This window comes from Cellulosimicrobium sp. EB106-03-01-XG111 (assembly GCF_058792115.1).
In genome coordinates, this window is record NZ_JBYTEQ010000002.1 from 406,313 (window position 1) to 428,087 (window position 21,775).

Consider the following 21,775-nt stretch of genomic DNA (forward strand, 5'->3'; position numbering starts at 1 on the left):
ACCAAAGGGTTGACGACTCTCCGGGTGCGGCGTAGCGTCGTTGTCAACCGATGAGTTGATGACCGGACGCCGAACCCGGCGCCCCACGAGGAGGTCCCGTGACGGCCGACCCGCTCTCCCGCGTGTTCTCGGCGCTCGCCGACCCCACGCGCCGCAACATGGTGGCCCGGCTCGCGTCGGGAGACGCCAGCGTCGGCGAGCTCGCCCGGCCGTACGACATGTCCGTCCAGGCGGTGTCCAAGCATCTGCGCGTGCTCGAGGACTCCGGCCTGGTGACCCGCACGACGGACGCCCGGCGCGCCCCCGTGCACCTCGAGGCGGAGGTGCTGGACCTCATGACGAAGTGGATCGAGCGCTACCGGCGCGAGGCCGAGGACCGCTACCGCCGCCTCGACGACGTCCTGCGCGACCTGCCCGACCGACCGGGCACCACCGAGAACGACCCGACGACAGGAGCAGCACCATGACCACCACCGGCACCCACGAGACCGAGATCGTCGTCCCCACGGACCTCCCGATCGTCCGCATCGTGCGCGAGTTCGACGCGCCGGCCGCGAAGGTCTTCCGCGCCCACCTCGACCCGGAGCTCTTCGCGCGCTGGAACGGCCCGCGCTACCTCACCCAGCGCAACGAGCTGTGGGACGTGCGCACGGGCGGCGCCTACCGGTACGTCCAGGTCGACCCGGACGGCAACGAGTACGCGTTCTTCGGCAGCGTCCACGAGGTGCGCCCGGACGAGCTCATCGTCCAGACGTTCACGTTCGAGGGCTTCCCCGACGGCGTCTCGCTCGACCGCCTCGTGTTCGAGGACCTGCCCGACGGCCGCAGCCGACTCACCGCGACGTCGCTCGTCGACTCGTTCGAGGGTCGCGACGGCTTCGTCGCGAGCGGCATGGAGGTCGGCGTCCGCGAGGGCTACGAGCAGCTCGACGAGCTCCTCGCGGGTTCCTGACACGCGCTCCCCCACCCGGCCTGCCCGGGGTCTGCCTCGCGCACGACGAGGGGCGGCACCCACCAGCGGTGCCGCCCCTCGACGTACGGGATCAGGTGGTTCCCCGTGCCCGGCCCCCGCGGCCGGGCACGGGAGTCTCAGCCCCTCACGCGTCGCCGCGCGCGAGCAGGCGGCCCGTGGGGCGGTCGAGGGTGATCTCCTCGCCCCGCAGGTACGTCGCGACGACGGCGCCCGAGAGCGCGCGGTCGGCGTACGGCGTGATGGGGTTCTTGTGGTGCAGGGCCTGCGGGTCGACGACGAACGCCGTGTCCGGCTCGACCACCGCGAGGTCCGCGTCGAAGCCGAGCGCGATCGAGCCCTTGCGCCGCAGGCCCGCGACGGCCGCCGGGCGAGCCGACATCCACTCGACGACGCGCGCGAACGGCACGCCCCGGGTCCGGGCCTCGGTCCACACGATCGCGAGGCCGAGCTGGAGCGACGACACCCCGCCCCACGCCGTCCCGAAGTCGCCCGTGTCGAGCTCCTTGAGGTCGGGCGTGCTCGGCGAGTGGTCCGAGACGATGCAGTCGATCGTGCCGTCGAGCAGGCCCTCCCAGAGCAGCTCGCGGTTGTCGATCTCCCGGATGGGCGGGCAGCACTTGAACTGCGTCGCGCCGTCGGGGATCTCCTCGGCCGCGAGCGCCAGGTAGTGCGGGCACGTCTCGACCGTGAGGCGCACACCCTCGCGCTTCGCGCTCCGGATCATCGGCAGCGCGTCCGAGCTCGACAGGTGCAGCACGTGCGCCCGCGCCCCGGTCCAGCGCGCCGCCTCGATCACCGCCGCGATCGCGACGTTCTCCGCGCCGCGCGGGCGCGACGCGAGGAACGTGTCGTAGTGGTCGCCGTGCGGGGTGGGCGCCCGCTCGATCGCCCGCGAGTCCTCGGCGTGCACGAGCATGAGACCGTCGAAGTCGGCGAGCAGGCGCAGGTCGGCCTCGAGCTCGTCGGGCTCGAGGTACCCGAACTCCTCGACCCCCGAGTGCAGCAGGAAGCACTTGAACCCGAACACGCCCGCGTCCCACAGGGGCCGCAGCTCGTCCGCGTTGCCGGGCACGGCCCCACCCCAGAACCCGACGTCGACGAACGCCTGGTCGCGCGCGACCTTCTGCTTGGTCTCGAGCGCCTCGACGTCGACCGTCGGCGGGATCGAGTTGAGCGGCATGTCGACGATCGTCGTCACCCCGCCCGCGGCGGCGGCCCGCGTCGCGGACGCGAAGCCCTCCCACTCGGTGCGCCCCGGCTCGTTGACGTGCACGTGCGTGTCGACGAGCCCGGGGACCAGCACCTGGTGCGGCTCCAGCTCGATGACGCGCGCGCCGTCGAGCCCGGCGCCGAGCGGCTCGATCGCGCGGACCACTCCCCCGACGACACCCACCTCGCGCGGGTGCTCCCCGCCGGCGACGAGCACGCGCTCGCCCCGCACGACGAGGTCGTACTCGTGCTCGCGACCGCTCACCTCACCCGTACCCATCGCGCCCTCCGTCATGTCTCCTGCTCCCTGGGTGCGGCGCGCTCAGTCGAGCAGCGCGGTGGCGGTGGGGGCGTCCTCGGCCGAGATCGCGAGGCCCTCGAACTCGTTGACGCCCGTGAGCTCGACGCCCATCGCGATGTTCGTGACGCGCTCGAGGATGACCTCGACCACGACCGGCACGCGGAACTCGGCCGCCATGGCCTGCGCCTTCGCGAACGCCTCGCCGAGCCCCTCGGGGTCGGTCACGCGGATCGCCTTGCAGCCCAGGCCCTCGGCCACCTTGACGTGGTCGACGCCGTAGCCGCCGAGCTCGGGCGAGTTGACGTTCTCGAACGAGAGCTGGACGTGGTAGTCCATGTCGAAGGCCCGCTGCGCCTGGCGGATCAGGCCCAGGTAGGAGTTGTTCACGACGACGTGCACGTACGGCAGGTTGAACTGCGCGCCGACCGCGAGCTCCTCGATCATGAACTGGAAGTCGTAGTCGCCCGAGAGCGCGACGACCGGCTCGTCCGGCACGGCCTTCGCGACGCCGAGCGCCGCGGGGCCGGTCCAGCCGAGGGGCCCGGCCTGGCCCGCGTTGATCCAGTGCCGCGGCTGGTACACGTGGAGGAACTGCGCGCCGGCGATCTGCGAGAGCCCGATGGTCGTGACGTAGCGCGTCTCGGGGCCGAAGGCCTTGTTCATCTCCTCGTACACGCGCTGCGGCTTGATGGGGATCTCGGTGAAGTGCGTCTTGCGCTGCAGCGTCCGCTTGCGCTCGGCGCACTCGGCCGCCCAGCCCGCGTAGTCGCGCGCGCGGCCGGCGTCGCGGCGCTCGCGCGCCACCTCGACGAACAGCTCGAGGGCCGCCTTCGCGTCCGACACGATGCCGTAGTCGGGCGCGAACACGCGGCCGATCTGCGTCGGCTCGATGTCGACGTGGACGAACGTGCGGCCCGCCCGGTACGTGTCGAGGCCGCCCGTGTGGCGGTTGGCCCAGCGGTTGCCGATGCCGAGCACGAAGTCGGACGCGAGCAGGTTCGCGTTGCCGTAGCGGTGCGACGTCTGGAGCCCGGCCATGCCGGCCATGAGCGCGTGGTCGTCCGGGATCACGCCCCAGCCCATGAGCGTCGGGATGACGGGGACGCCGAGCGTCTCGGCGAGCTCGACGAGCAGGTCCTCGCCGCCCGCGTTGACGATGCCGCCGCCCGCGATGAGCAGCGGACGCTCCGCCGCGAGCAGCAGGTCGATCGCCTTCTCGGCCTGGGCGCGCGTCGCCGTCGGGCGGTGCACGGGCAGCGGCTCGTAGGTCGCCGGGTCGAACTCGATCTCCGTGAGCTGCACGTCGATCGGCAGGTCGATGAGCACCGGTCCCGGGCGGCCCGAGCGCATGAGGTGGAATGCCTGCTGGAAGACCTGCGGCACCTGCCCGGCCTCGAGGACGGTCTTGGCCATCTTCGTCACCGGAGCGGCGATGCTCGCGATGTCGACGGCCTGGAAGTCCTCCTTGTCGAGCTTGGCGACCGGCGCCTGACCCGTGATGCAGAGCATGGGGATCGAGTCGGCCCACGCGGCGTAGAGGCCGGTGATCATGTCGGTGCCCGCGGGGCCCGACGTGCCGATGCAGATGCCGATGTTCCCCGGCTTCGCGCGGGAGTAGCCGTCGGCCATGTGCGACGCGCCCTCGACGTGGCGGGCGAGCACGTGGTCGATGCCGCCGTGCGCGAGCATCGCGGAGTAGAAGGGGTTGATGGCGGCGCCGGGCAGGCCGAAGGCCTGGGTCGCGCCCTCGATCTCGAGGATCGCCACTGCGGCGTCCACCGCACGCATACGAGGCATGGTTTCTCTCCTTGCTGGAGGTGACGTCGTCGTCAGGGTGAGGGTCAGGAGCCGTCGCGGCCGGACAGGCGCTCGACGCCGCGGAACAGGCCGGAGTGGTCGAGACCGCCGTCGCCGTTCGCGCGGGCGGAAGCCATGAGCTGGGCGACGAGGCCGCCGAGCGGCGCGACGACGCCCGCCTCGCGGGCCGCCGCGGTGACGATGCCGAGGTCCTTGTGGTGGAGCTCGATCCGGAACCCGGGGCCGAAGTCGCGGTCGAGCATCTTGCGCGCCTTCTGGTTCAGCACCGCCGAGCCCGCGAGGCCGCCGCCGAGGACCTCGATCGCGGCCTCGGTGTCGACGCCGTAGGCCTCGAGGAAGACGACCGCCTCGGCGAGCGCCTGGATGTTCGCGGCGACGATGAGCTGGTTCGCGGCCTTCACGGTCTGGCCGGAGCCGTTCGGGCCCACGTGCACGACCGTCTTGCCGACGACGTCGAGGAACGGCTTCGCCGCCTCGAAGTCCTCGGGCGTGCCGCCGACCATGATCGACAGCGCGGCGTTGATCGCGCCCGGCTCGCCGCCCGAGACGGGGGCGTCGACGATCCGCAGGCCCGCGTCCTTCGCCTGCTGCGCGAGCGCGACCGTGACGTCCGGGCGGATCGAGGAGAAGTCGACGACGAGCGCGCCCGGCTTCGCGTTCGCGAGGACGCCGTCGTCGCCGGTGAGCACCGCCTCCACGTCGGGCGAGTCCGGGACCATGATCGCGACGACGTCCGCGCCCGAGACCGCGTCGGCGACCGACGCGGCCGCGCGACCACCCGCCTCGACGAGCGGCGCGGTCTTCTCGGGGCTGCGGTTGTAGCCCGCGACGTCGTGCCCGGCGTTCTGCAGGTGGACGGCCATGGGGCTGCCCATGATGCCGAGTCCGATGAAGGCGATGGAGGCCATGGTGTGCTCCTCTGGGTGGTTCAGGTCGGGGGTCGGGGCGGCCGGCGGACGGCCGCGGCTCGCGTCAGCGCTCGACGGCGGCGAGCCACGCGAACGGGTCGGCGGCGGCGGTCTTGTACTCGAGGCCGATCCAGCCGTCGTAGCCGCCGGCGCGCAGGTCCTTGGTCCAGCGCTCGATCGGCAGGTCGCCCGTGCCGGGCTCGCCGCGCCCGGGCGCGTCCGCGACCTGCACGTGCGCGATGCGGCCGCGGTAGGTCGACAGGGCCGCGTCGACGTCGTCGCCGTTCACGGCCAGGTGGTAGACGTCGAACAGGAGGCCGAGGTTCGTCTCGCCGTGGTCGGCGGCGACCCGGTCGATGACGCGCACGGCGTCGGCCGCCGTCTTCAACGGGTACGCCGGCGCGCCGCTCACCGGCTCGACGAGCACCGTGCCGCCGACGCGACCCACCGCCCGCGCCGCGAGCGCGAGGTTCTCGGCGCCGAGCTCGTCCTGCGCCTCGGGCGTCTCGCCCTCCTGGCGGTTGCCGTAGAGCGCGTTGAACGCGCGGCAGCCGGTGCGCTCCCCGATCGCGGTGACGACGTCGAGGTTCGCGCGCAGGTCGGACGAGCGCGCGGGCCACGACACGAGACCGCGGTCGCCGCCCGGCATGTTCCCGGCGTCGAAGTTCAGGCCGGTGAGCTGCACGCCCGCCGCCTCGATCGCGCCGACGAACGCGTCGACCTCGTCGCGGGCGGGCGTGGGCGACGCGAACGGCCACCAGAACTCGACGCCCCGGAAGCCCGCTGCCGCGGCGGCGGCGGGCCGCTCGAGCAACGGCAGGTCCGTGAGCAGGATCGAGCAGTTGACGGTGTACGTCGGTGCGGGGCTCATCGTCGTCTCCCTGGGTCCGTCCGCGTCTCGCTACTATGCGATTCCATTCTGCGGAATTCTTCTTCTGCTGTATGGAAGTCTAGGCATGGTCACCGCGGAGCGTCAACAGCCGAGTCCGCACCCCGTCCGGTTGTGGGCATGGGGAGGGCCCGGTTCCGCGTGCGGAGCCGGGCCCGTGCGACCGCGTAGTTGCGCGTGGGGCAACGGTGAGCGTGTGACTGCGAGCGCGCTAGCGATCAGTCCCGTCGAGCCAGAACTGCGCTGTCGTGGCGAAGGAGAACTGCAGTTCGAGGAGTGAGGCCGCTTGAGCAATCATCGGGTCCGCAGCCGAAACTTCGAGTGCAACTGTCGGGGCGGAGAGAGCCCGGTAGGGGCCGTGGTAGACGCTCCAGTCGTACGTGTAGAAGCCGCGCACGCTTCGCTCGAACCACGAGGAGTAGTCGCCCGTCCGGTCAGGTACGCGATTGATCGGTTCTCCGATCACGGGCAAGGCACTCGACCTCTCGACCGCGTCTTCCACGAGGGCTGCTTGATCCAGGACCCGTGTCGGGATCTGGCCATAGCCCGTGCTCGAGATGAGGGCGATCTGGCCGTCACGATCCAGCGCCAAGAAGTCCCAGTCGACTCCGTAGAGATCGTCACGGCTCCCGATACCTCCCACAGACGTATCGTGCCAGCCTCGAGTTGGAACGCCGAGAGTCAGGAGCAAGCCGCACTGCCCGTCATAGGCCCGTCGTGCTCACACCGTACTCGGCCTGTTCAGGGGTGAACCCCTCATAGAGGAGCTGGTCGATGAGCCCGGATCGCGAGAACGCGGTGTAGTCGAGATAGCTCGCCGCGCTTTCGGCTGCCTCCGCGTTCCAGTCCACGCCTCCTTCGGCCTCAAGTCGAGCGATGGCGAACTCGGCGTCGGCCGTGCTGTAACCCTCGAACTCGAGCTGCCCGATGAGGCCCGAACGTGAGAACCCCGTGTACTCGAGGTAGCTCACGGCCGACCGGTACGCGTTCTGCTGCGCGACCGACCCTATCCTCGCTGCTTCTGCTGCAGCAGCCTCGGCAGCGGCTGCCTCTTCAGCGAGGCGCTGCTCCTCCGCCAGCCGTTCCTCCTCGGCCTGTGCCGCGGCTGCCGCTTCCTCCTCGGCAAGACGATCTGCTTCGGCCTGCTCCTCAGCAGCGATCTCTTCGGCCGACTTCGCGTCGGGCGTCGCCTCCTGCGTGGTCGTCGTGTCAGCAACGGACTCTCTGCTGTCGTTGCCGTCGCCGTTGCCGCCGACCAGTGCAGCGACGGCGATGACGAGCACCACCACGAGCCCCGCCCCGGTGAGGAGCTTGTGACGCGCGAGCCACGACCGTGTCGGGAGTGCGCCCGCGCTTGCCTCGACCACTCCGGTGCTCGACGACGTCCCCCCTTGCTGCGAGGCGTCCGGCCCAGGTTCTTCGACCCAGAACTGCCACCCTGGTGGCGCTGGCCCCCACGACGGGTCCGGCCTCCAGCCGGACGGCGGTGACCAGCCGTGAGGCGGGGGCGGCCAGTTGGGCGGCGGGTTGTAGCGCGGTGCCATGAGCACTCCACTGGGCAATGACGATTCGTCGTGCACTTCACTCTGGCACCGCCAGCGAGCCGATCATCGCCTCGGAGCGGATGATCTTTGCGGTGGTCAGGGTGAAATGCGTGGCGACGTGACGCTGCCGGACTGCTCGGAGCAGGCGCGATCGCGAACACGAGAAAGGTCCGGTTCCGACCGTGGAACCGGACCCTTCTGCTCGTGACCAGGAGCGGGTCAGCGACGGCGGTCGAGCTTGACCTGCCGGTTCACGTCCTTGTAGAGGAGGTAGCGGAACGGCTTCGGCCCGCCGGCGTAGCAGGCCTGCGGGCAGAACGCCCGGAGCCACATGAAGTCGCCCTCCTGCACCTCGACCCAGTCGCCGTTGAGGCGGTAGACCGCCTTGCCCTCGAGCACGTAGAGGCCGTGCTCCATGATGTGCGTCTCCGCGAACGGGATGGACCCGCCCGGCTGGAAGGTCACGATGTTGACGTGCATGTCGTGCGCGAGGTCGTCGGGGTCGACGAACCGCGTCGTCACCCACACGCCGTCGGTGTCCGGCATGGCGCGCGGCTCGACGTCCTGCTCGCGCGTGACGAACGACGTCGCGGTGTGCCCCGGGATCGGCTCGTACACCTTGCGGATCCACTGGAACGCCGCCTTGGCGTCCGACCGGTTGTGCAGCGCCCACCGCTCCCCCGCCGCCAGGTACGCGTACCCGCCCGGCTCCAGCACGTGCTCGACCCCGGCGAGCGTGAGCACGAGCGTGCCCTCGGTGACGAAGACGACGGACTGGACGGTCTCCTCGTCCTCGCCCTGGTCCGACCCGCCGCCGGGCGAGACCTCCATGACGTACTGCGCGAACGTCGTCGCGAAGCCCTCGATCGGCCGGGCGAGCACCCACAGCCGGGTCTTCTCCCAGCCGGGCAGGTTGCTCGTGACGATGTCGCGCAGCACGCCGCGCGGGATCACCGTGTAGGCCTCGGTGACGATCGCGCGGTCGGTGAGCAGCTCGGTCTGGCCGGGCAGGCCACCCTGCGGGGTGTAGTAGGGGGTGGTCTGGGTCATGGGGTCGCTCCTCGGAGGTCGTGGGCCGGGCCGGCGGCGGTGCCGCGGCGCCCGGCGGGAAGGGTGGGGAGGGCGGGCGCTCAGCCCGCGACGGGCTGCGGCGCGCGCCCGGAGACGCGGACCGCGTCGAGCCCGGCGCGGTCGAGCCCGGTCGCCGTGCGGACCTCGGTCTCGGTGAGCGCGCCGCAGTCGACGCCGCGGCCGAGGAACCAGGCCATCGCCTTGGCCGTGGCGGGCTCGTCGAGCACGCCGCCGGCGTCGGGCACGAACCCGACGTACGCCGCGAGGCGCACGAGCGCCGACGCCGCCCCCTCGCGGTAGAACGCGTACGTCGCGGCGAACCGGCTCGGGAGCTGGGCGGGGTGCAGGTCCCAGCCCTGGTAGTAGCCGCGCTCGAGCGAGCGGCGCACGAGGCGCCCGTGCAGGCGCCACGCCGCGTCGACGGCCTGGGGGTCGCCGACGGGCAGGACGTTGGTCGACCCGTCCGACAGCCGCACGCCCGTGCCCGCGACCGCGAGCTGCATGACCGACTTCGCGTGGTCGGCCGCAGGGTGCTCCATCGACTGGTAGGCCGCGGCGATGCCGAGCGACGCCGAGTAGTCGTACGTGCCGTAGTGCAGCGCCGTGACGCGTCCCGGCGCGGCGTGCACGAGACGTGCGACCGTCGCCGTGCCGTCGGCCGCGAGCAGCGCCTGCGGCGTCTCGACCTGCACCTCGAACCGCAGGATGCCCGGTGCGAGGCCGTTCGCGTCCTCGACGTGCTCGCACGCGCGCGCCATCGCCTCGACCTGCTGCGGGGCGGTGACCTTGGCGAGCGTCACGACGAACCCGTCCGGCAGGGCGGGGGGCTCGCCGACCGCGGCGCGGCCCGCGACGAGCTCCGCGACGAACAGCGCGAGGGTGCGCACGCCGCGGCGGCGCGTCGCCTCCTCGAGGCACTTGATGCGGATGCCCGCGAACGGCGTCGCGGTGCCCTGCGCCTCGGCCCGGACGAGCTCGCGCGCCGCGGCGATCACCGCGGCGTCCTCCGCCGCGTCGCCGCGGTCGCCGAACCCGTCCTCGAAGTCGATCCGGAGGTCCTCGATCCCCTCGACCGCGAGCTTCGCGCTCACGCGCTCCGCGACGGCGTCCGCGAGGTCGCCCCCGGCTCCCTGCCCGACGCCCAGCAGGTCCACGAGCCGGCGGACGCCGCCCGCGCCGTCGACCGCCTCGCGCGCCCGCGCCGCCCACTCCGGCGCGAGACCGGCCGCGTACCGGTCGCCAGGCACGTAGACGGTGTGCACGGGCTGGCGCGAGCCGTCGTCGCCCGGGTAGCGGGACGCGAGCTCCGCGTCCCAGGGCGCGAGCAGCCCGTCGAGCGACGCGTGCAGCGCCGCGACGCCGTCCTCGCTGAAGCCGCGGACGGAGCCCGCCTCACCACCGGCCGGCATCAGGACGCGTCCTGCTCGTGCGCGACGACGTCCTCGTACGCGGGCAGCGTGAGGAAGTCGACGTAGTGCTCGTTGAGCGCGATGTCCTCGACGAGCGCCGCCGCCCGGTCGTACGGTCCGGCGTCGTAGGCCTCGTGCCCGACGTCGTCGCGCAGCCGCGCGGTCTCCTCGCGCAGGAGCGTGCGGACCAGGTCGGCGGTGACGGTCGCGCCCGCGCTCTCGCCCGCGGTGAACGACGCGCCCGAGCGCACCCACTGCCACACCTGCGAGCGCGAGATCTCCGCGGTCGCGGCGTCCTCCATGAGGTTGTGGATCGCGACCGCGCCGTTGCCCGCGAGCCACGCCGCGACGTACGCGACGGACACGTACAGGTTGTTGCGCAGCCCGGCCTCGGTGACGTCGCCCTGCGCGGAGGCCACGTCGAGCAGCTGGTCGGCCGTGACGTGGACGTCGGGGCGCTGCCGGTCGAGCTGGTTGGGCCGCTCGCCGAGCACGCCGTCGAAGACCTCGCGGCACACCGGCACGAGGTCCGGGTGCGCGACCCACGAGCCGTCGAAGCCGTCGCCCGCCTCGCGCTGCTTGTCGGCGCGCACCTTCTCGAACGCCTGGGCGGTGACCTCAGGCTCGCGACGGTTCGGGATGACGGCCGCCATGCCGCCCATCGCGAACGCGCCGCGCCGGTGGCACGTCTGCACGAGCAGCTCGGTGTACGCGCGCATGAACGGCGCGGTCATCGTGATGGACCCGCGGTCGGGCAGCGTGAACGACGGCCCGGAGTCGCGGAAGTACTTGATCACGGAGAACAGGTAGTCCCAGCGGCCGGCGTTGAGCCCGGACGCGTGGTCGCGCAGCTCTAAGAGGATCTCGTCCATCTCGAACGCGGCCGGGATCGTCTCGATGAGGACCGTCGCACGGATCGTCCCGTGCGGAATGCCCAGCGCCTGCTCCGCGTGCGTGAAGACCTCGTCCCACAGGCGTGCCTCGAGGTGCGACTCCATCTTCGGCAGGTAGTAGTACGGCCCGGACCCGCGCACGACGAGCTCCGCCGCGTTGTGGAAGAAGTGCAGGCCGAAGTCGACGAGCGCGCCCACGGCGGGCGTCCCGTCCACGGTGAGGTGCACCTCGTCGAAGTGCCAGCCGCGGGGCCGCACGACCATGACGGCGAGCGGGTCGTCGTCGGTCTCGGGACGCAGCGCGTACTGCTTGCCCTCGGGCGACGTGAACGCGAGCGTGCGGCGCGTCGCGTCGTGCAGGGCGACCTGGCCCCCGACGACGTTGCTCCAGTGCGGCGTCGACGCGTCCTCGAGGTCGGCGAGCCAGACCTTCGCGCCCGAGTTGAGGGCGTTGATCGCCATCTTGGGCGTCGGGGGCCCGGTGATCTCGACGCGGCGGTCCCGGAGGTCCGCGGGTGCGCCGGCGACCGTCCAGTCCCCCGCGCGCACGTCGGCGGTCTCGGGCAGGAAGTCGAGGCGACCCGTGCGAGCGACCTGCTCGCGGCGCTCGGCCCGCGCGGCGAGCAGCTCGTCGCGCCGGGCGCCGAACCGGCGCTGCAGGTCGGCGACGAAGTCGAGCGCGTCCGGCGTGAGGATCTCGTCGGACCGCTCGACGGCGGGTCCGTGGACGGCGACGGCCGTGGTGGTGGTCATGGTGGTGTCCTTTCTGCGGGGCGGGCCGGGCTGACGAGGGTGCGTCAGGACCGGGCTGCCGACCCGACGTGGTGGCCCGACGTGCTGCTCTCCTGAGCCTGGCCCGCGCGGTCGCGCTCCGCGACCTCGGCGACGGCGCGCGCGACGGCCGTCGAGACGGCCGGCTCGAAGACGCTCGGGACGATGTAGCTCGCGCTGAGCTCCTCGGGCGCGACGGCGTCGGCGATCGCGACGGCCGCGGCGCGCAGCATCTCGTCGGTGATCTCGCTCGCGCCGACGTCCAGCAGGCCGCGGAAGAGGCCCGGGAAGGCGAGCACGTTGTTGATCTGGTTCGGGTAGTCGCTCCGGCCCGTGGCGACGACCGTCGCGTGCTGCGCGGCGGCGATCGGGTCGACCTCCGGCGTCGGGTTGGCCAGCGCGAAGACGATCGCGTCGTCGGCCATGGTCGCGACGTCGTCGCCCGTGAGGATGTTCGGACCCGAGACACCGACGAAGACGTCGGCCCCGGCCAGGCCCTCGCGCAGCGTGCCCGTGAAGCCCTCGGGGTTGGTCGTCTCCGCCAGACGACGGCGGTGCTCGTCCGTGAGACTCGCGCCGGGGTGGATCGCGCCCTGACGGTCGAACGCGACGATGTTCCGCGCGCCCTGGCCCTGGAGCAGCGCGATGATCGCGTTGCCCGCGGCGCCGACGCCGGAGACGACGATGCGCACGTCCTCGATGGCCTTGCCGACCACGCGCAGGGCGTTCGTCAGCGCCGCGAGCACGACGATCGCCGTGCCGTGCTGGTCGTCGTGGAACACGGGGATGTCGAGCTCCTCGCGCAGGCGGCGCTCGATCTCGAAGCAGCGGGGCGCGGAGATGTCCTCGAGGTTGATCCCGCCGTACACGGGCGCGATGGCCTTCACCGTGCGGATGATCTCCTCGGTGTCCGTCGTGTCGAGGCACACGGGCCAGGCGTCGACGCCCGCGAACTGCTTGAACAGCGCGGCCTTGCCCTCCATGACGGGCAGCGCGGCGGCGGGACCGATGTCGCCGAGGCCGAGGACGGCGGTGCCGTCCGTCACGACCGCGACCGTGTTGCGCTTGACCGTCAGGCGGCGCGCGTCCTCGGGCCGTTCCGCGATCGCGAGGCACACACGCGCCACGCCCGGCGTGTAGGCGCGGGCCAGGTCGGCGCGGTGGCGCAGCGGCACCTTGGGGTTGACCTCGAGCTTGCCGCCGAGGTGCATGAGGAACGTCGCGTCGCTCACGTGCCGCACGGTGAGGCCGTCGAGCGCGCCCAGCGCGTCCCGGATGCGCTCCACGTGCGCGGCGTCGACGGTGTCGGCCGTGATGTCGACGACGAGGCGGTCCGCCCCCGACTCCGAGACGTCGACGCCCGTGATCGAGGCGCCCGTCGCGCTCACCGCCGCGACGAGGTCGCTCGCCGTGCGGTGACCGCTCGGGGCCTCGACGCGGAGCGTGATGGAGTAGCTCGGGCTGGTCGCGGCGCTCTTCGCCGTCGCGGCCTGCGTCTCCGGGGCCTTCGTCTCGGACGTCATGTTCGTTCCTTCTTCTCGTATGCTGATGCGTGTCTTCCGTGATGCGGAAGGGAGCGCGGGAGGTTCCCGCACTGCTCAGGCGAGGTGCGCCCGCCGTCGGGCGGCACCTGGTGGACAGGAGATGGTGAGATGGCCGAGACCTCGGCGACGGAGCCGACGGAGACCGCCCCGAGCACGAGGCCGGCGAAGCCGACCGGGGGCGTGCAGTCCGTGGACCGCGCGATCGAGCTGCTCGAGCTGCTCGCCGACTTCGGCGGCGAGTCCGGCCTGAGCGAGCTCGCACAGCACGCGGGCCTCCCGCTGCCGACGATCCACCGCCTGCTGCGCACGCTGCTCGCCCAGGGCTACGTGCGCCAGACGCCGTCGCGGCGGTACACCCTCGGCCCGCGCCTCATCCGGCTCGGCGAGTCGGCGGGCCGCCAGCTCGGCGCGGGTGCGCGCCCCTACCTCGAGCGCCTCGCCCACGACCTCGGCGAGTCGGCGAACCTCGCGATGATCGACCGCGACATGGCGGTCTACGTCGCCCAGGCGTCGTCGAGCCACTCGATGCGGATGTTCACCGAGGTCGGCCGGCGCGTCTACACGCACTGCACGGGCGTCGGCAAGGCGGTCCTCGCCCAGCTCCCCGACCAGACGGTGCGCGAGATCATGGGCCGCGTCGGCATGCCGCCCGCGACGGACCAGTCGATCACCGACGTCGACGCGCTCCTCGCGGAGCTCGCCGCGACCCGCGAGCGCGGGTACGCGATCGACGACGGCGAGCAGGAGCTCGGCGTGCGCTGCTTCGCCGTCGCGGTGCCCGACGCCCCGACCCCCACCGCGCTGTCCGTCTCCGGGCCTGCGGCCCGCGTGACGTACGAGTTCGGCGAGCACGCGGTCCCGGTGCTGCACCGCGTCGCGAGCGAGCTCACGCGCGAGCTCATCACCGCCGCGCCCTGACGCGGGCGCGCCCTGCCGGACCGCGGGTGCACCGCGGCCGGGCAGGGCGCGTCCGTCCGTCATGTCGGCTCAGCAGAACCCGGTGACGGTCGCCCAGGCGCGCGGCTCGGCCGGGACGTCCTCACGCAGGACGGTCGCCTCGATGAGGCCGTACGGCCGGTCGGCCGCGTAGAAGACCTCGTTCGGGTTGTCGAGGCCGAACGGCGCCAGGTCCACGAGGAAGTGGTGCTTGTTCGGCATCGAGAACTTGATCTCCGCGATCTCGGGGACGGCCTCCAGGACCGCCTTGCCCATCGCGAAGAGCGTCTGCTGGAGCGCGAGCGAGTGCGTCGTCGCGAACGCCTCGAGCTGGATCGCGCGGACCTTCGCGTACACCGCGTCGAAGTCGACGTCCGTCGTGGTGTAGCGCCAGCGCGAGGTGACCGACGTCGCGAGGATGCGGTCGTCGGTCTCCACGAGCGTCGTGTAGCGGTCGCGCGGGAACCCGTGGAACTCCGAGCCCGTCGACTTGAGGACGACGAGGTCCGTGAGGCCCGAGACGACGAAGACCTCGTCGCCGTCGCGCTGGACGACCGTCGTCCGCGTCTCCTGGTTGTTGCGCACGAACGCGTGGTCGTGCTCGCCGTCCGCGGTCTCGATGCGGTTCCAGGAGTACTGCTCGATCTCCCAGCGCCCGCCCTCGATCCACTCGAAGTCCTCGACGAAGTGCTGCCCGAGGCGGATCGCGAAGTCCTCGATCGCGCCGACGCCGTCACGGGCGAACGCGTAGATCGTGTTCTTCTGCGTGTCGGTCGCGACGCACCGGGAGTTGTCCCCCTCGCGGTGCGTGGCCTCCTGCCCGCCCCGCAGCTGCGAGGAGACGTTCACGTCCGTGATCTCGTGGCGGGGCGTGGAGCGGTCGACGCGCACGAGGCGCACCTCCGCCTTGCCCCACTGGTTGTCGCCCAGGACGATGGCCCCGCTGCTCTGCGTGGCCGCCGACTGCTCGGCAGTCGTGGTGGTGCTCATGTCAGCTCCCTCGATAGGTCGAGTAGGCGAACGGGCTGAGCAGGACGGGGACGTGGTAGTGCTGCTCGGCGCTCGCCACCCGGAAGACGACGACGACCTCCGGGTAGAAGGACACGGTGTCTCGCCGGTCGAAGTACTCGGCCGTGTCGAACACGAGCCGGTACGTACCGGGGACGAGGGTCTCGGGCCCGAGCTCGGGCACGCGACCGTCGTCGTTCGTGCGGGAGGACGCCACCAGGGACCAGCCCTGCCCCGTCGTCCCCTCCGCGATCTCCGGAGCCGCCTCCAGGCGGACGGTGATCCCCTCGGCGGGCCTACCGCTGGCCGCGTCGAGTACGTGCGTGGTGATGTGGCTGGCGTGGGTGCTCATGCCGTCAGCATTCCCTTCAGCCGCAGCGCGGCGATCTCGCGCAGGTTGCGGGCGGCGTTCGCCCGCTCGGTCTCGGCGTCGTTGCCCAGCCGCTCGGTGAGCTGCTCGAGGATCTCCTCGGCGCTGCGCCCGGCGGCCCGGACGAGGAACACGTGGCCGAACCGCTGCTCGTACGCGCGGTTCCCCTCGACGAGCCGACGTGCCACGTCGTCGTCGGAGGTGTCGACGCCGGCCTGCTCGGAGCGCGACATGCTCGCGTCCGCCGCCTCCCCCTCGGCACGCTCGCCGATCCGGGGGTGGCGCGCCAGGGCCGAGTCGATCTCGTCGTCCGTCCACGGGTCGGCGGCGGCGAGCGCCGCCTCGGCGGCGGCGTCCACGGTCGCGTACGGGCGACCGGCCGCGACCTCCTCGGCCCACCGGTCCACGTGGGCGCACGCGAGGAGCGCGTCCCGCGCCTCGTCCGGCGACCACCGGTTGAACTCGTCCAGCGTCATCGCTGCGTTCCCTCTCGACGACCGGGTCGAGCGGCACGGCCGCCCGACCTTCGGAGTGGATTCCACATCTCGGAAGTTTGTTTCCGTCTTATGAATGTACGTCGTGGGCTGGGTGATGTCAACCACGGTGCGGTCAGGCACCGCGCAGCGCCAGGTCGGAAACCGGTTGTCCACGGCGGACCGGCGACGCTACGTTCTGCCCCCATGATCGACGACCTCTGGTCCGGCCCGCACTGGGAGCGGCGGCTCCGGACCGCCGGCGTCCACGCGCTCGTCGTGGTGCACGCGGGCGCGACCGAGCGCACATGGTTCCGCCGGCACGACGGAGCGGACCGGCCCGCCAAGCTCAACTCGGTGACCAAAGGCGTCACCGGCCTCCTCGCGGGCCTCGTCGACGTCGACCTGTCGTCCTCCGCGCTCGCCCACCTGCCGGACGTCCCGGTCGACGACGAGCGCAAGCGGGCCATCACCGTCGAGCACCTGCTGGCGATGACGTCGGGTCTGGAGTGGCCGGAGTTCGGTGAGTGGCGAGGCTCGGCCCCGCCGCTCACCGCGAGCCGGGACCTGCTGCGCGCCGTCGTCGACCGGCCGCTGGTCGACGAGCCCGGACGTGCGATGTGGTACTCGACGGGCTCCTCGCACCTGCTCGGTGCGGTGCTCCACCGGCGCACGGGCCGCAGCGTCGAACAGCTCGCGGAGGAGCACCTCTTCCGCCCCTCGGGCATCCGCCGCTGGCGCATCTACGCGGACCGCAGCGGCTACAGCCACGCAGGCAACGGGCTGTGCCTCCTCCCGACCGACCTCGCACGGCTGGGGACCGCCGTGCTGCGCGAGGAGGTCGCGTCGTCGGACTGGTTGCGCGAGTGCTGGCGCCCCCGTACCCGGACCTACCCCTGGATCGGCGCCTACGGCTGGCACTGGTGGTCCGACCCGGACCTCGGGATGGTCTTCGCCCTCGGTCTGGGCGGGCAACTCCTCGCGCTGTTCCCCGACCAGGAGCTGGTCGTCGTCATGACCGGCGGGAACTCGTTCGAGGGCACGCTCAACGGGATGGACCTGCTGCGCGAGGCGTACCGCGGCTGACGCGCGGACGCGGCGTGCGGAAGCGGGCGCACTGCGAGCGAGCGGCCCGGGGACGACGAAGGGCCCGGCAGCGGATGCTGCCGGGCCCCTTCGTGCGGTCGTGCGCGTGCGTCGTCCGCGGACGGCTCAGGGTGCGCCGAGCCCAGCCCGGAACTCGTCCTCGAGGATGCTCATGACGGTGGCGTCCGCCCACCCGTCCCCGTCGCGGTAGACGTCGCGCAGGCGACCCTCCTCGCGGAAGCCGAGCGACTCGTAGAGCATCCGGGCGCGAGGGTTGATGCTCAGCACGTCGAGGCTCACGCGGTGCAGGCGCGGTCCCTCGTGCCGGACGCCGTCGACGTCCGTCGACCCCTCGAACGCGAACCGGAGCACCTCGAAGATCGCCTCGCGACCGTAGCCGCGCCCGCGGTAGTTCGGGAGCAGCGCGAGCCGCAGGTTCGCCGAGCGCGCGTGCTCGTCGAGGTCGTTGAGCACGATCTCGCCGATCAGCTCGTCGCTCACCGGCTGCCCGTCACGCACCGCGCCCGGCGTGATGGCCCAGTCGTACCGGCCGTCGCGGTCGCTGACGGTCGCGACCCACTCGTCGATCTGGTCGCGCGTGAAGGTCTCCGTCGTCCCCGTGAGGCGGTTCGCCTCCGGGTCCTGCAGCGACTCCCACATGCGGTCCGCGTCCCGCGCCTCGATCGGGCGCAGGCGCACCATCTCCCCCAGGACGACCGGTCCGCGCGTCACGGCGGTCAGCCGATCCGCTCGAGGACGAGCTCGCGCACGCGGCCCGCGTCCGCCTGGCCACGGGTCGCCTTCATGACGGCGCCGATGATCGCGCCGACCGGCCCGAGGTTCCCGCCCCGCACCTTCTCCACGATGTCCGGCTGCGCGGCGAGCGCCTCGTCGATCGCGGCGAGCAGCGCGCCGTCGTCGGAGACGACCTCGAGGCCCCGGGCGGTGACGACGGCCTCCGGGTCCCCCTCGCCGGCGAGGACGCCGTCGAGGACCTGGCGCGCGAGCTTGTCGTTGATCCGGCCCGCGTCGACGAGGCCCTGCAGCGCGGCGATCTGCGCGGGCGTCACGGGCAGCGCCTCGAGGGACACCTCGTCCTGCTTGGCGCGGCGCGCGAGCTCGCCCATCCACCACTTGCGCGCACCGGCCGGGCTGGTGCCCGCGGCGACGGTGGCCTCGATGAGGTCGAGCGCGCCCGCGTTCACGACGTCGCGCATCTCGGCGTCCGCGTAGCCCCACTCCCCCTGGAGCCGACGACGACGCGCGACCGGGAGCTCGGGGAGCCCCGCACGGATCTCCTCGATCCACTCGCGCGGCGGCGCGATCGGGACGAGGTCGGGCTCCGGGAAGTACCGGTAGTCCTCCGCGTCCGACTTCACGCGGCCCGACGTCGTGATGCCGGTGTCCTCGTGCCAGTGCCGCGTCTCCTGGATCACCGTGCCGCCCGCGTCGAGCACGGCGGCCTGACGGGACACCTCGTAGCGCACGGCGCGCTCGACGGAGCGGAACGAGTTGACGTTCTTCGTCTCGGTGCGCGTGCCGAGCGGCGACTCGGGCGTCGGGCGCAGCGACAGGTTCACGTCGGCCCGGACGTTGCCACGCTCCATGCGCGCCTCGGACACGTCGAGCGCCCGGAAGATGTCGCGCAGGGTCTGGACGTACGCGCGCGCGACCTCGGGGGCGCGGTCGCCCGCGCCCGTGATCGGCCGCGTGACGATCTCGACGAGCGGGATGCCGGCGCGGTTGTAGTCGACGAGCGAGTACTCGGCACCGTGGATGCGGCCGGTCGCCCCACCCACGTGGGTGTTCTTGCCGGCGTCCTCCTCCATGTGCGCGCGCTCGATCTCGACGCGGAACACGGTCCCGTCCTCGAGCTCGACGTCGATCCACCCGTCGTAGGCGATGGGCTCGTCGTACTGGGACGTCTGGAAGTTCTTCGGGACGTCCGGGTAGAAGTAGTTCTTGCGCGCGAACCGGCACGTCTCGGCGATCTGGCAGTTGAGCGCGAGACCGATGCGGATCGCGTACTCGACGGCCTTGCCGTTGACGACCGGCAGGGCGCCCGGGAGCCCGAGCGAGACCGGGGTCACCTGCGTGTTCGGCTCGGCGCCGAAGCTCACCTCGGCCGGGCAGAACATCTTGGTCAGCGTGCCGAGCTCGACGTGCACCTCGATCCCGATGACGGGGTCGTAGCGGCGCGTGGCGTCGGCGTAGTCGACGAGGTCGACGGTCGTGGCGGTCATCCGACCTGGCCCTCCTGTGCGTTCGTGGCCGTGGGCAGCGCGGGCGCGCGGTCGAGCAGCGGGCCGCCCCACGAGCCGACCAGGGCGGCCTCGAGCGCGGCGCCCACCCGGTACATGCGGTCGTCGGCCTTGGCCGGCGCGAGGATCTGGAACCCGACGGGCAGGCCGTCGTCCGACAGGCCCGACGGCACGGACATCCCGGGGACCCCCGCGAGGTTCGCGGGGATCGTCGCGACGTCGTTGAGGTACATGGCGAGCGGGTCGTCGAGCTTCTCGCCGAACCGGAACGCCGTGGTCGGGGCCGTCGGCGAGACGAGGACGTCCGCGTGCTCGAAGGCGGCGGCGAAGTCCCGCTGGATGAGCGTGCGGACCTTCTGCGCGCTGCCGTAGTACGCGTCGTAGTAGCCCGCCGAGAGCGCGTACGTGCCGAGGATGATGCGGCGCTTCACCTCGTCGCCGAAGCCCGCCCCGCGCGTGGCGGCCATGACGCGCTCAGCGGTCACGGGGCCCTCCTCGGGCTCCACGCGCAGGCCGAAGCGCATGCCGTCGAACTTCGCGAGGTTGCTCGACGCCTCCGACGGCATGATCAGGTAGTACGCGCCGAGCGCGTACTCGAAGTGGGGGCAGGAGACCTCCACGATCTCCGCGCCGAGCCCGCGCAGGAGGTCGAGCGACTGCGCGAACCGCGCGCTCACACCCTCCTGGTAGCCCTCGCCCGTGAGCTCCTTGACGACACCGACGCGCAGGCCGGACAGGTCGCCCGTCGCACCCTGCACCGCAGCGTCGACGAGCGCCGGCCCGCGGCCGGGGATCGACGTGGAGTCGCGCGGGTCGTAGCCACCGATGAGCTCGTGCAGCAGCGCGGCGTCGAGCACCGTGCGCGTGACGGGGCCCGCCTGGTCGAGCGAGGACGCCATCGCGATGAGCCCGTACCGGGAGACGCCGCCGTAGGTCGGCTTCACGCCGACGGTCCCGGTCACGGCCCCGGGCTGACGGATGGAGCCGCCGGTGTCCGTGCCGATCGCGAGCGGGGCCTCGAACGCCGCCACCGCCGCGGCGGAGCCGCCTCCCGACCCGCCGGGGATCCGGTCGAGGTCCCACGGGTTCCGGGTGTTGCCGTAGGCGGAGTGCTCGGTCGACGAGCCCATGGCGAACTCGTCCATGTTCGTCTTGCCGAGGATCGGGAGGCCGGCCGCGCGGATCTTCTCGACGAGCGTCGCGTCGTACGGCGGCACCCAGCCCTCGAGGATCTTGGACCCGGCCGTCGTCGGCATGCCCTTCGTCACGACGACGTCCTTCACCGCGATCGGCACGCCGGCGAGCCGGTGCACCGGCTCGCCCGCGACGCGGCGGTCGTCGACCGAGCGGGCCGTGGCGAGCGCCTCGTCGGTGTTGACGTGGAGGAACGCGTTCACCGCGCCCTCGACCGCGACGATCCGGTCCAGGTGCGCCTGGGTGGCCTCGACGCTCGAGATGTCGCGCGCCTCGAGCCCTTCAGCGAGCTCGGCTGCGGAGAGCCGTGTCAGGTCCGTCATCTCACTCCTCCCCGAGGATCTGCGGTACGGAGAACCGACCGTCCTCGGCCGCGGGCGCGGCCGCGAGGACGTCCTCGACGGGCAGCGGCGGCTCGGGGATGTCATCGCGGAAGACGTTCGACATCGGGATCGGGTGGCTCGTCGCGGGGACGTCGGGCGTCGCGACCTCGCTGACCTTGGCGATGGCGTCGACGATCACGTCGAGCTCGCCGGAGAGCCGGTCCAGCTCCTCGGGTCGCAGATCGATGCGGGCCAGCGCGGCGACGCGCGCGACCTCGTCACGGGAGATGGTGGACATGCCCCCATTCTAGTGGGGACGCGCGCCGTGGCCCGCCTCCGGCCAGCCTGCAGCGGTACCGAGCCTCGTCCGGGCGGAGATCCGGTGAACACCACGGGTGCCGACGCGGCTACGCGAGCGGTGACGGGGGCGTCCGTCGTGGTGTGTGGGGGTATGCGGAAATGCCGAAGGCCCACCCCGTGTGGGGTGGGCCTTCGGTGAAGGGTTGTCCGGCGGCGTCCTACTCTCCCACCCCGTCTCCAGGGCAGTACCATCGGCGCTGAAGGGCTTAGCTTCCGGGTTCGGTATGGGACCGGGCGTTTCCCCTTCGCTGTGACCGCCGTAACTCTGTTGAACCGTGTCAACACCGGGGCACCCCGTGGGGGGTGTGGTGTTGGTGGTTCGGGAACCGCACAGTGGACGCGTAGCACAAGAATGTGTTGGTGTTGAAGTTGTCGGCTGATTAGTACCGGTCAGCTGCACGGGTCTTTCGTCCCCGCTTCCACGTCCGGCCTAT

Annotated in this window: 21 protein-coding genes and 1 rRNA gene; 4 read left to right on the forward strand and 18 right to left on the reverse strand. The window is 72.3% G+C overall.

All coding sequences use genetic code 11. The features are described from left to right. Nucleotides 1-98: 98 nt before the first annotated feature. Nucleotides 99-467: an ArsR/SmtB family transcription factor gene (locus AC3WT4_RS03860; protein ID WP_492314763.1), complete on the forward strand. Its 369-nt coding sequence runs from the start codon at nt 99-101 to the stop codon at nt 465-467. Further along, nucleotides 464-952: an SRPBCC family protein gene (locus AC3WT4_RS03865; RefSeq protein ID WP_074809869.1), complete on the forward strand. Its 489-nt coding sequence runs from the start codon at nt 464-466 to the stop codon at nt 950-952. The genes AC3WT4_RS03860 and AC3WT4_RS03865 overlap by 4 nt, the downstream gene beginning before the upstream one ends. 145 nt (nt 953-1,097) lie before the next feature. Here AC3WT4_RS03865 and allB read toward each other — a convergent pair whose 3' ends face one another. From allB to AC3WT4_RS03915, 10 genes are all read right to left on the reverse strand, one after another. Further along, the gene (allB, locus tag AC3WT4_RS03870) at nt 1,098-2,477 is read right to left on the reverse strand and encodes an allantoinase AllB (protein WP_108047474.1); all 1,380 of its coding nucleotides are present in this window, start codon (nt 2,475-2,477) and stop codon (nt 1,098-1,100) included. Nucleotides 2,478-2,504: 27 nt separating this feature from the next. Beyond that, nucleotides 2,505-4,280, reverse strand: a complete 1,776-nt coding sequence (gcl, locus tag AC3WT4_RS03875) for a glyoxylate carboligase (protein WP_492314764.1) — start codon at nt 4,278-4,280, stop codon at nt 2,505-2,507. 44 nt (nt 4,281-4,324) lie between these two features. Continuing rightward, nucleotides 4,325-5,209 (reverse strand): 2-hydroxy-3-oxopropionate reductase, encoded by an 885-nt coding sequence (locus AC3WT4_RS03880; RefSeq protein ID WP_021481126.1) that lies wholly within the window; start codon nt 5,207-5,209, stop codon nt 4,325-4,327. Nucleotides 5,210-5,273: 64 nt separating this feature from the next. Continuing rightward, on the reverse strand, nt 5,274-6,080 hold the full coding sequence (locus AC3WT4_RS03885; RefSeq protein ID WP_492314765.1) for a hydroxypyruvate isomerase family protein: 807 nt from the start codon (nt 6,078-6,080) through the stop codon (nt 5,274-5,276). A gap of 229 nt (nt 6,081-6,309) precedes the next feature. Then, nucleotides 6,310-6,741, reverse strand: coding sequence for a hypothetical protein (locus AC3WT4_RS03890; protein ID WP_492314766.1), 432 nt, complete (start codon nt 6,739-6,741; stop codon nt 6,310-6,312). Nucleotides 6,742-6,802: 61 nt separating this feature from the next. Beyond that, nucleotides 6,803-7,465, reverse strand: a complete 663-nt coding sequence (locus AC3WT4_RS03895; protein WP_492314767.1) for an Ltp family lipoprotein — start codon at nt 7,463-7,465, stop codon at nt 6,803-6,805. Nucleotides 7,466-7,861: 396 nt separating this feature from the next. After that, entirely contained in the window at nt 7,862-8,692 is an 831-nt protein-coding gene (locus AC3WT4_RS03900) for a bifunctional allantoicase/(S)-ureidoglycine aminohydrolase (protein ID WP_053371404.1), read from the reverse strand. Between the two features lie 80 nt (nt 8,693-8,772). Next, the gene (locus tag AC3WT4_RS03905) at nt 8,773-10,122 is read right to left on the reverse strand and encodes a DUF6986 family protein (RefSeq protein WP_492314768.1); all 1,350 of its coding nucleotides are present in this window, start codon (nt 10,120-10,122) and stop codon (nt 8,773-8,775) included. After that, nucleotides 10,122-11,768, reverse strand: coding sequence for a malate synthase A (gene aceB / locus AC3WT4_RS03910; protein WP_492314769.1), 1,647 nt, complete (start codon nt 11,766-11,768; stop codon nt 10,122-10,124). Before aceB ends, AC3WT4_RS03905 begins: the two co-directional genes overlap by 1 nt. Before the next feature lie 44 nt (nt 11,769-11,812). Further along, nucleotides 11,813-13,309 (reverse strand): NAD-dependent malic enzyme, encoded by a 1,497-nt coding sequence (locus AC3WT4_RS03915; RefSeq protein ID WP_492314770.1) that lies wholly within the window; start codon nt 13,307-13,309, stop codon nt 11,813-11,815. 129 nt (nt 13,310-13,438) lie between these two features. Here AC3WT4_RS03915 and AC3WT4_RS03920 point away from each other — a divergent pair, with 129 nt between their 5' ends. Further along, nucleotides 13,439-14,248 carry an IclR family transcriptional regulator gene (locus AC3WT4_RS03920; RefSeq protein WP_074809874.1) on the forward strand — a complete coding sequence of 270 codons (810 nt, stop codon included), beginning with the start codon at nt 13,439-13,441 and terminating at the stop codon, nt 14,246-14,248. 69 nt (nt 14,249-14,317) lie between these two features. Here the strand turns inward: AC3WT4_RS03920 and pucL are convergent, their stop codons facing one another. The 3 genes from pucL to uraD are packed head-to-tail and all read right to left on the reverse strand — an operon-like array spanning nt 14,318 to nt 16,120. Then, a complete protein-coding gene (gene pucL, locus AC3WT4_RS03925; protein WP_108047460.1) occupies nt 14,318-15,256 on the reverse strand; it encodes a factor-independent urate hydroxylase in 939 nt (312 codons plus the stop codon). 1 nt (nt 15,257) lies between these two features. Then, nucleotides 15,258-15,626: a hydroxyisourate hydrolase gene (gene uraH, locus AC3WT4_RS03930; protein ID WP_074809875.1), complete on the reverse strand. Its 369-nt coding sequence runs from the start codon at nt 15,624-15,626 to the stop codon at nt 15,258-15,260. Continuing rightward, nucleotides 15,623-16,120, reverse strand: a complete 498-nt coding sequence (gene uraD, locus AC3WT4_RS03935) for a 2-oxo-4-hydroxy-4-carboxy-5-ureidoimidazoline decarboxylase (protein WP_074809876.1) — start codon at nt 16,118-16,120, stop codon at nt 15,623-15,625. The genes uraH and uraD overlap by 4 nt, the downstream gene beginning before the upstream one ends. A gap of 204 nt (nt 16,121-16,324) precedes the next feature. On the opposite strand from uraD, the gene AC3WT4_RS03940 reads away from it, so the two are divergent. Further along, nucleotides 16,325-17,203 (forward strand): serine hydrolase domain-containing protein, encoded by an 879-nt coding sequence (locus AC3WT4_RS03940; protein ID WP_492314771.1) that lies wholly within the window; start codon nt 16,325-16,327, stop codon nt 17,201-17,203. 126 nt (nt 17,204-17,329) lie between these two features. Here the strand turns inward: AC3WT4_RS03940 and AC3WT4_RS03945 are convergent, their stop codons facing one another. From AC3WT4_RS03945 to rrf, 5 genes are all read right to left on the reverse strand, one after another. Continuing rightward, nucleotides 17,330-17,935 carry a GNAT family N-acetyltransferase gene (locus AC3WT4_RS03945; protein WP_083385377.1) on the reverse strand — a complete coding sequence of 202 codons (606 nt, stop codon included), beginning with the start codon at nt 17,933-17,935 and terminating at the stop codon, nt 17,330-17,332. Between the two features lie 5 nt (nt 17,936-17,940). Next, nucleotides 17,941-19,446 carry an Asp-tRNA(Asn)/Glu-tRNA(Gln) amidotransferase subunit GatB gene (gene gatB, locus AC3WT4_RS03950; protein ID WP_492314772.1) on the reverse strand — a complete coding sequence of 502 codons (1,506 nt, stop codon included), beginning with the start codon at nt 19,444-19,446 and terminating at the stop codon, nt 17,941-17,943. Further along, a complete protein-coding gene (gatA, locus tag AC3WT4_RS03955; RefSeq protein WP_492314773.1) occupies nt 19,443-20,981 on the reverse strand; it encodes an Asp-tRNA(Asn)/Glu-tRNA(Gln) amidotransferase subunit GatA in 1,539 nt (512 codons plus the stop codon). The genes gatB and gatA overlap by 4 nt, the downstream gene beginning before the upstream one ends. 1 nt (nt 20,982) lies before the next feature. Then, a complete protein-coding gene (gene gatC / locus AC3WT4_RS03960) occupies nt 20,983-21,279 on the reverse strand; it encodes an Asp-tRNA(Asn)/Glu-tRNA(Gln) amidotransferase subunit GatC (RefSeq protein ID WP_034652217.1) in 297 nt (98 codons plus the stop codon). Nucleotides 21,280-21,486: 207 nt separating this feature from the next. Beyond that, nucleotides 21,487-21,603 (reverse strand): 5S ribosomal RNA (gene rrf, locus AC3WT4_RS03965). Nucleotides 21,604-21,775: the final 172 nt, after the last annotated feature.

Bases quoted from the DNA above. Each gene is read 5' to 3' on its own strand.
- AC3WT4_RS03940 (WP_492314771.1), top strand. From the start codon at position 16,325: ATGATCGACGACCTCTGGTCCGGCCCGCACTGGGAGCGGCGGCTCCGG.
- uraH (WP_074809875.1), bottom strand. From the start codon at position 15,626: ATGAGCACCCACGCCAGCCACATCACCACGCACGTACTCGACGCGGCC.
- uraD (WP_074809876.1), bottom strand. From the start codon at position 16,120: ATGACGCTGGACGAGTTCAACCGGTGGTCGCCGGACGAGGCGCGGGAC.
- AC3WT4_RS03865 (WP_074809869.1), top strand. From the start codon at position 464: ATGACCACCACCGGCACCCACGAGACCGAGATCGTCGTCCCCACGGAC.
- gcl (WP_492314764.1), bottom strand. From the start codon at position 4,280: ATGCCTCGTATGCGTGCGGTGGACGCCGCAGTGGCGATCCTCGAGATC.
- AC3WT4_RS03885 (WP_492314765.1), bottom strand. From the start codon at position 6,080: ATGAGCCCCGCACCGACGTACACCGTCAACTGCTCGATCCTGCTCACG.
- AC3WT4_RS03920 (WP_074809874.1), top strand. From the start codon at position 13,439: ATGGCCGAGACCTCGGCGACGGAGCCGACGGAGACCGCCCCGAGCACG.
- AC3WT4_RS03900 (WP_053371404.1), bottom strand. From the start codon at position 8,692: ATGACCCAGACCACCCCCTACTACACCCCGCAGGGTGGCCTGCCCGGC.
- AC3WT4_RS03915 (WP_492314770.1), bottom strand. From the start codon at position 13,309: ATGACGTCCGAGACGAAGGCCCCGGAGACGCAGGCCGCGACGGCGAAG.
- gatA (WP_492314773.1), bottom strand. From the start codon at position 20,981: ATGACGGACCTGACACGGCTCTCCGCAGCCGAGCTCGCTGAAGGGCTC.
- gatB (WP_492314772.1), bottom strand. From the start codon at position 19,446: ATGACCGCCACGACCGTCGACCTCGTCGACTACGCCGACGCCACGCGC.
- AC3WT4_RS03880 (WP_021481126.1), bottom strand. From the start codon at position 5,209: ATGGCCTCCATCGCCTTCATCGGACTCGGCATCATGGGCAGCCCCATG.
- aceB (WP_492314769.1), bottom strand. From the start codon at position 11,768: ATGACCACCACCACGGCCGTCGCCGTCCACGGACCCGCCGTCGAGCGG.
- pucL (WP_108047460.1), bottom strand. From the start codon at position 15,256: ATGAGCACCACCACGACTGCCGAGCAGTCGGCGGCCACGCAGAGCAGC.
- AC3WT4_RS03905 (WP_492314768.1), bottom strand. From the start codon at position 10,122: ATGCCGGCCGGTGGTGAGGCGGGCTCCGTCCGCGGCTTCAGCGAGGAC.
- allB (WP_108047474.1), bottom strand. From the start codon at position 2,477: ATGACGGAGGGCGCGATGGGTACGGGTGAGGTGAGCGGTCGCGAGCAC.
- gatC (WP_034652217.1), bottom strand. From the start codon at position 21,279: ATGTCCACCATCTCCCGTGACGAGGTCGCGCGCGTCGCCGCGCTGGCC.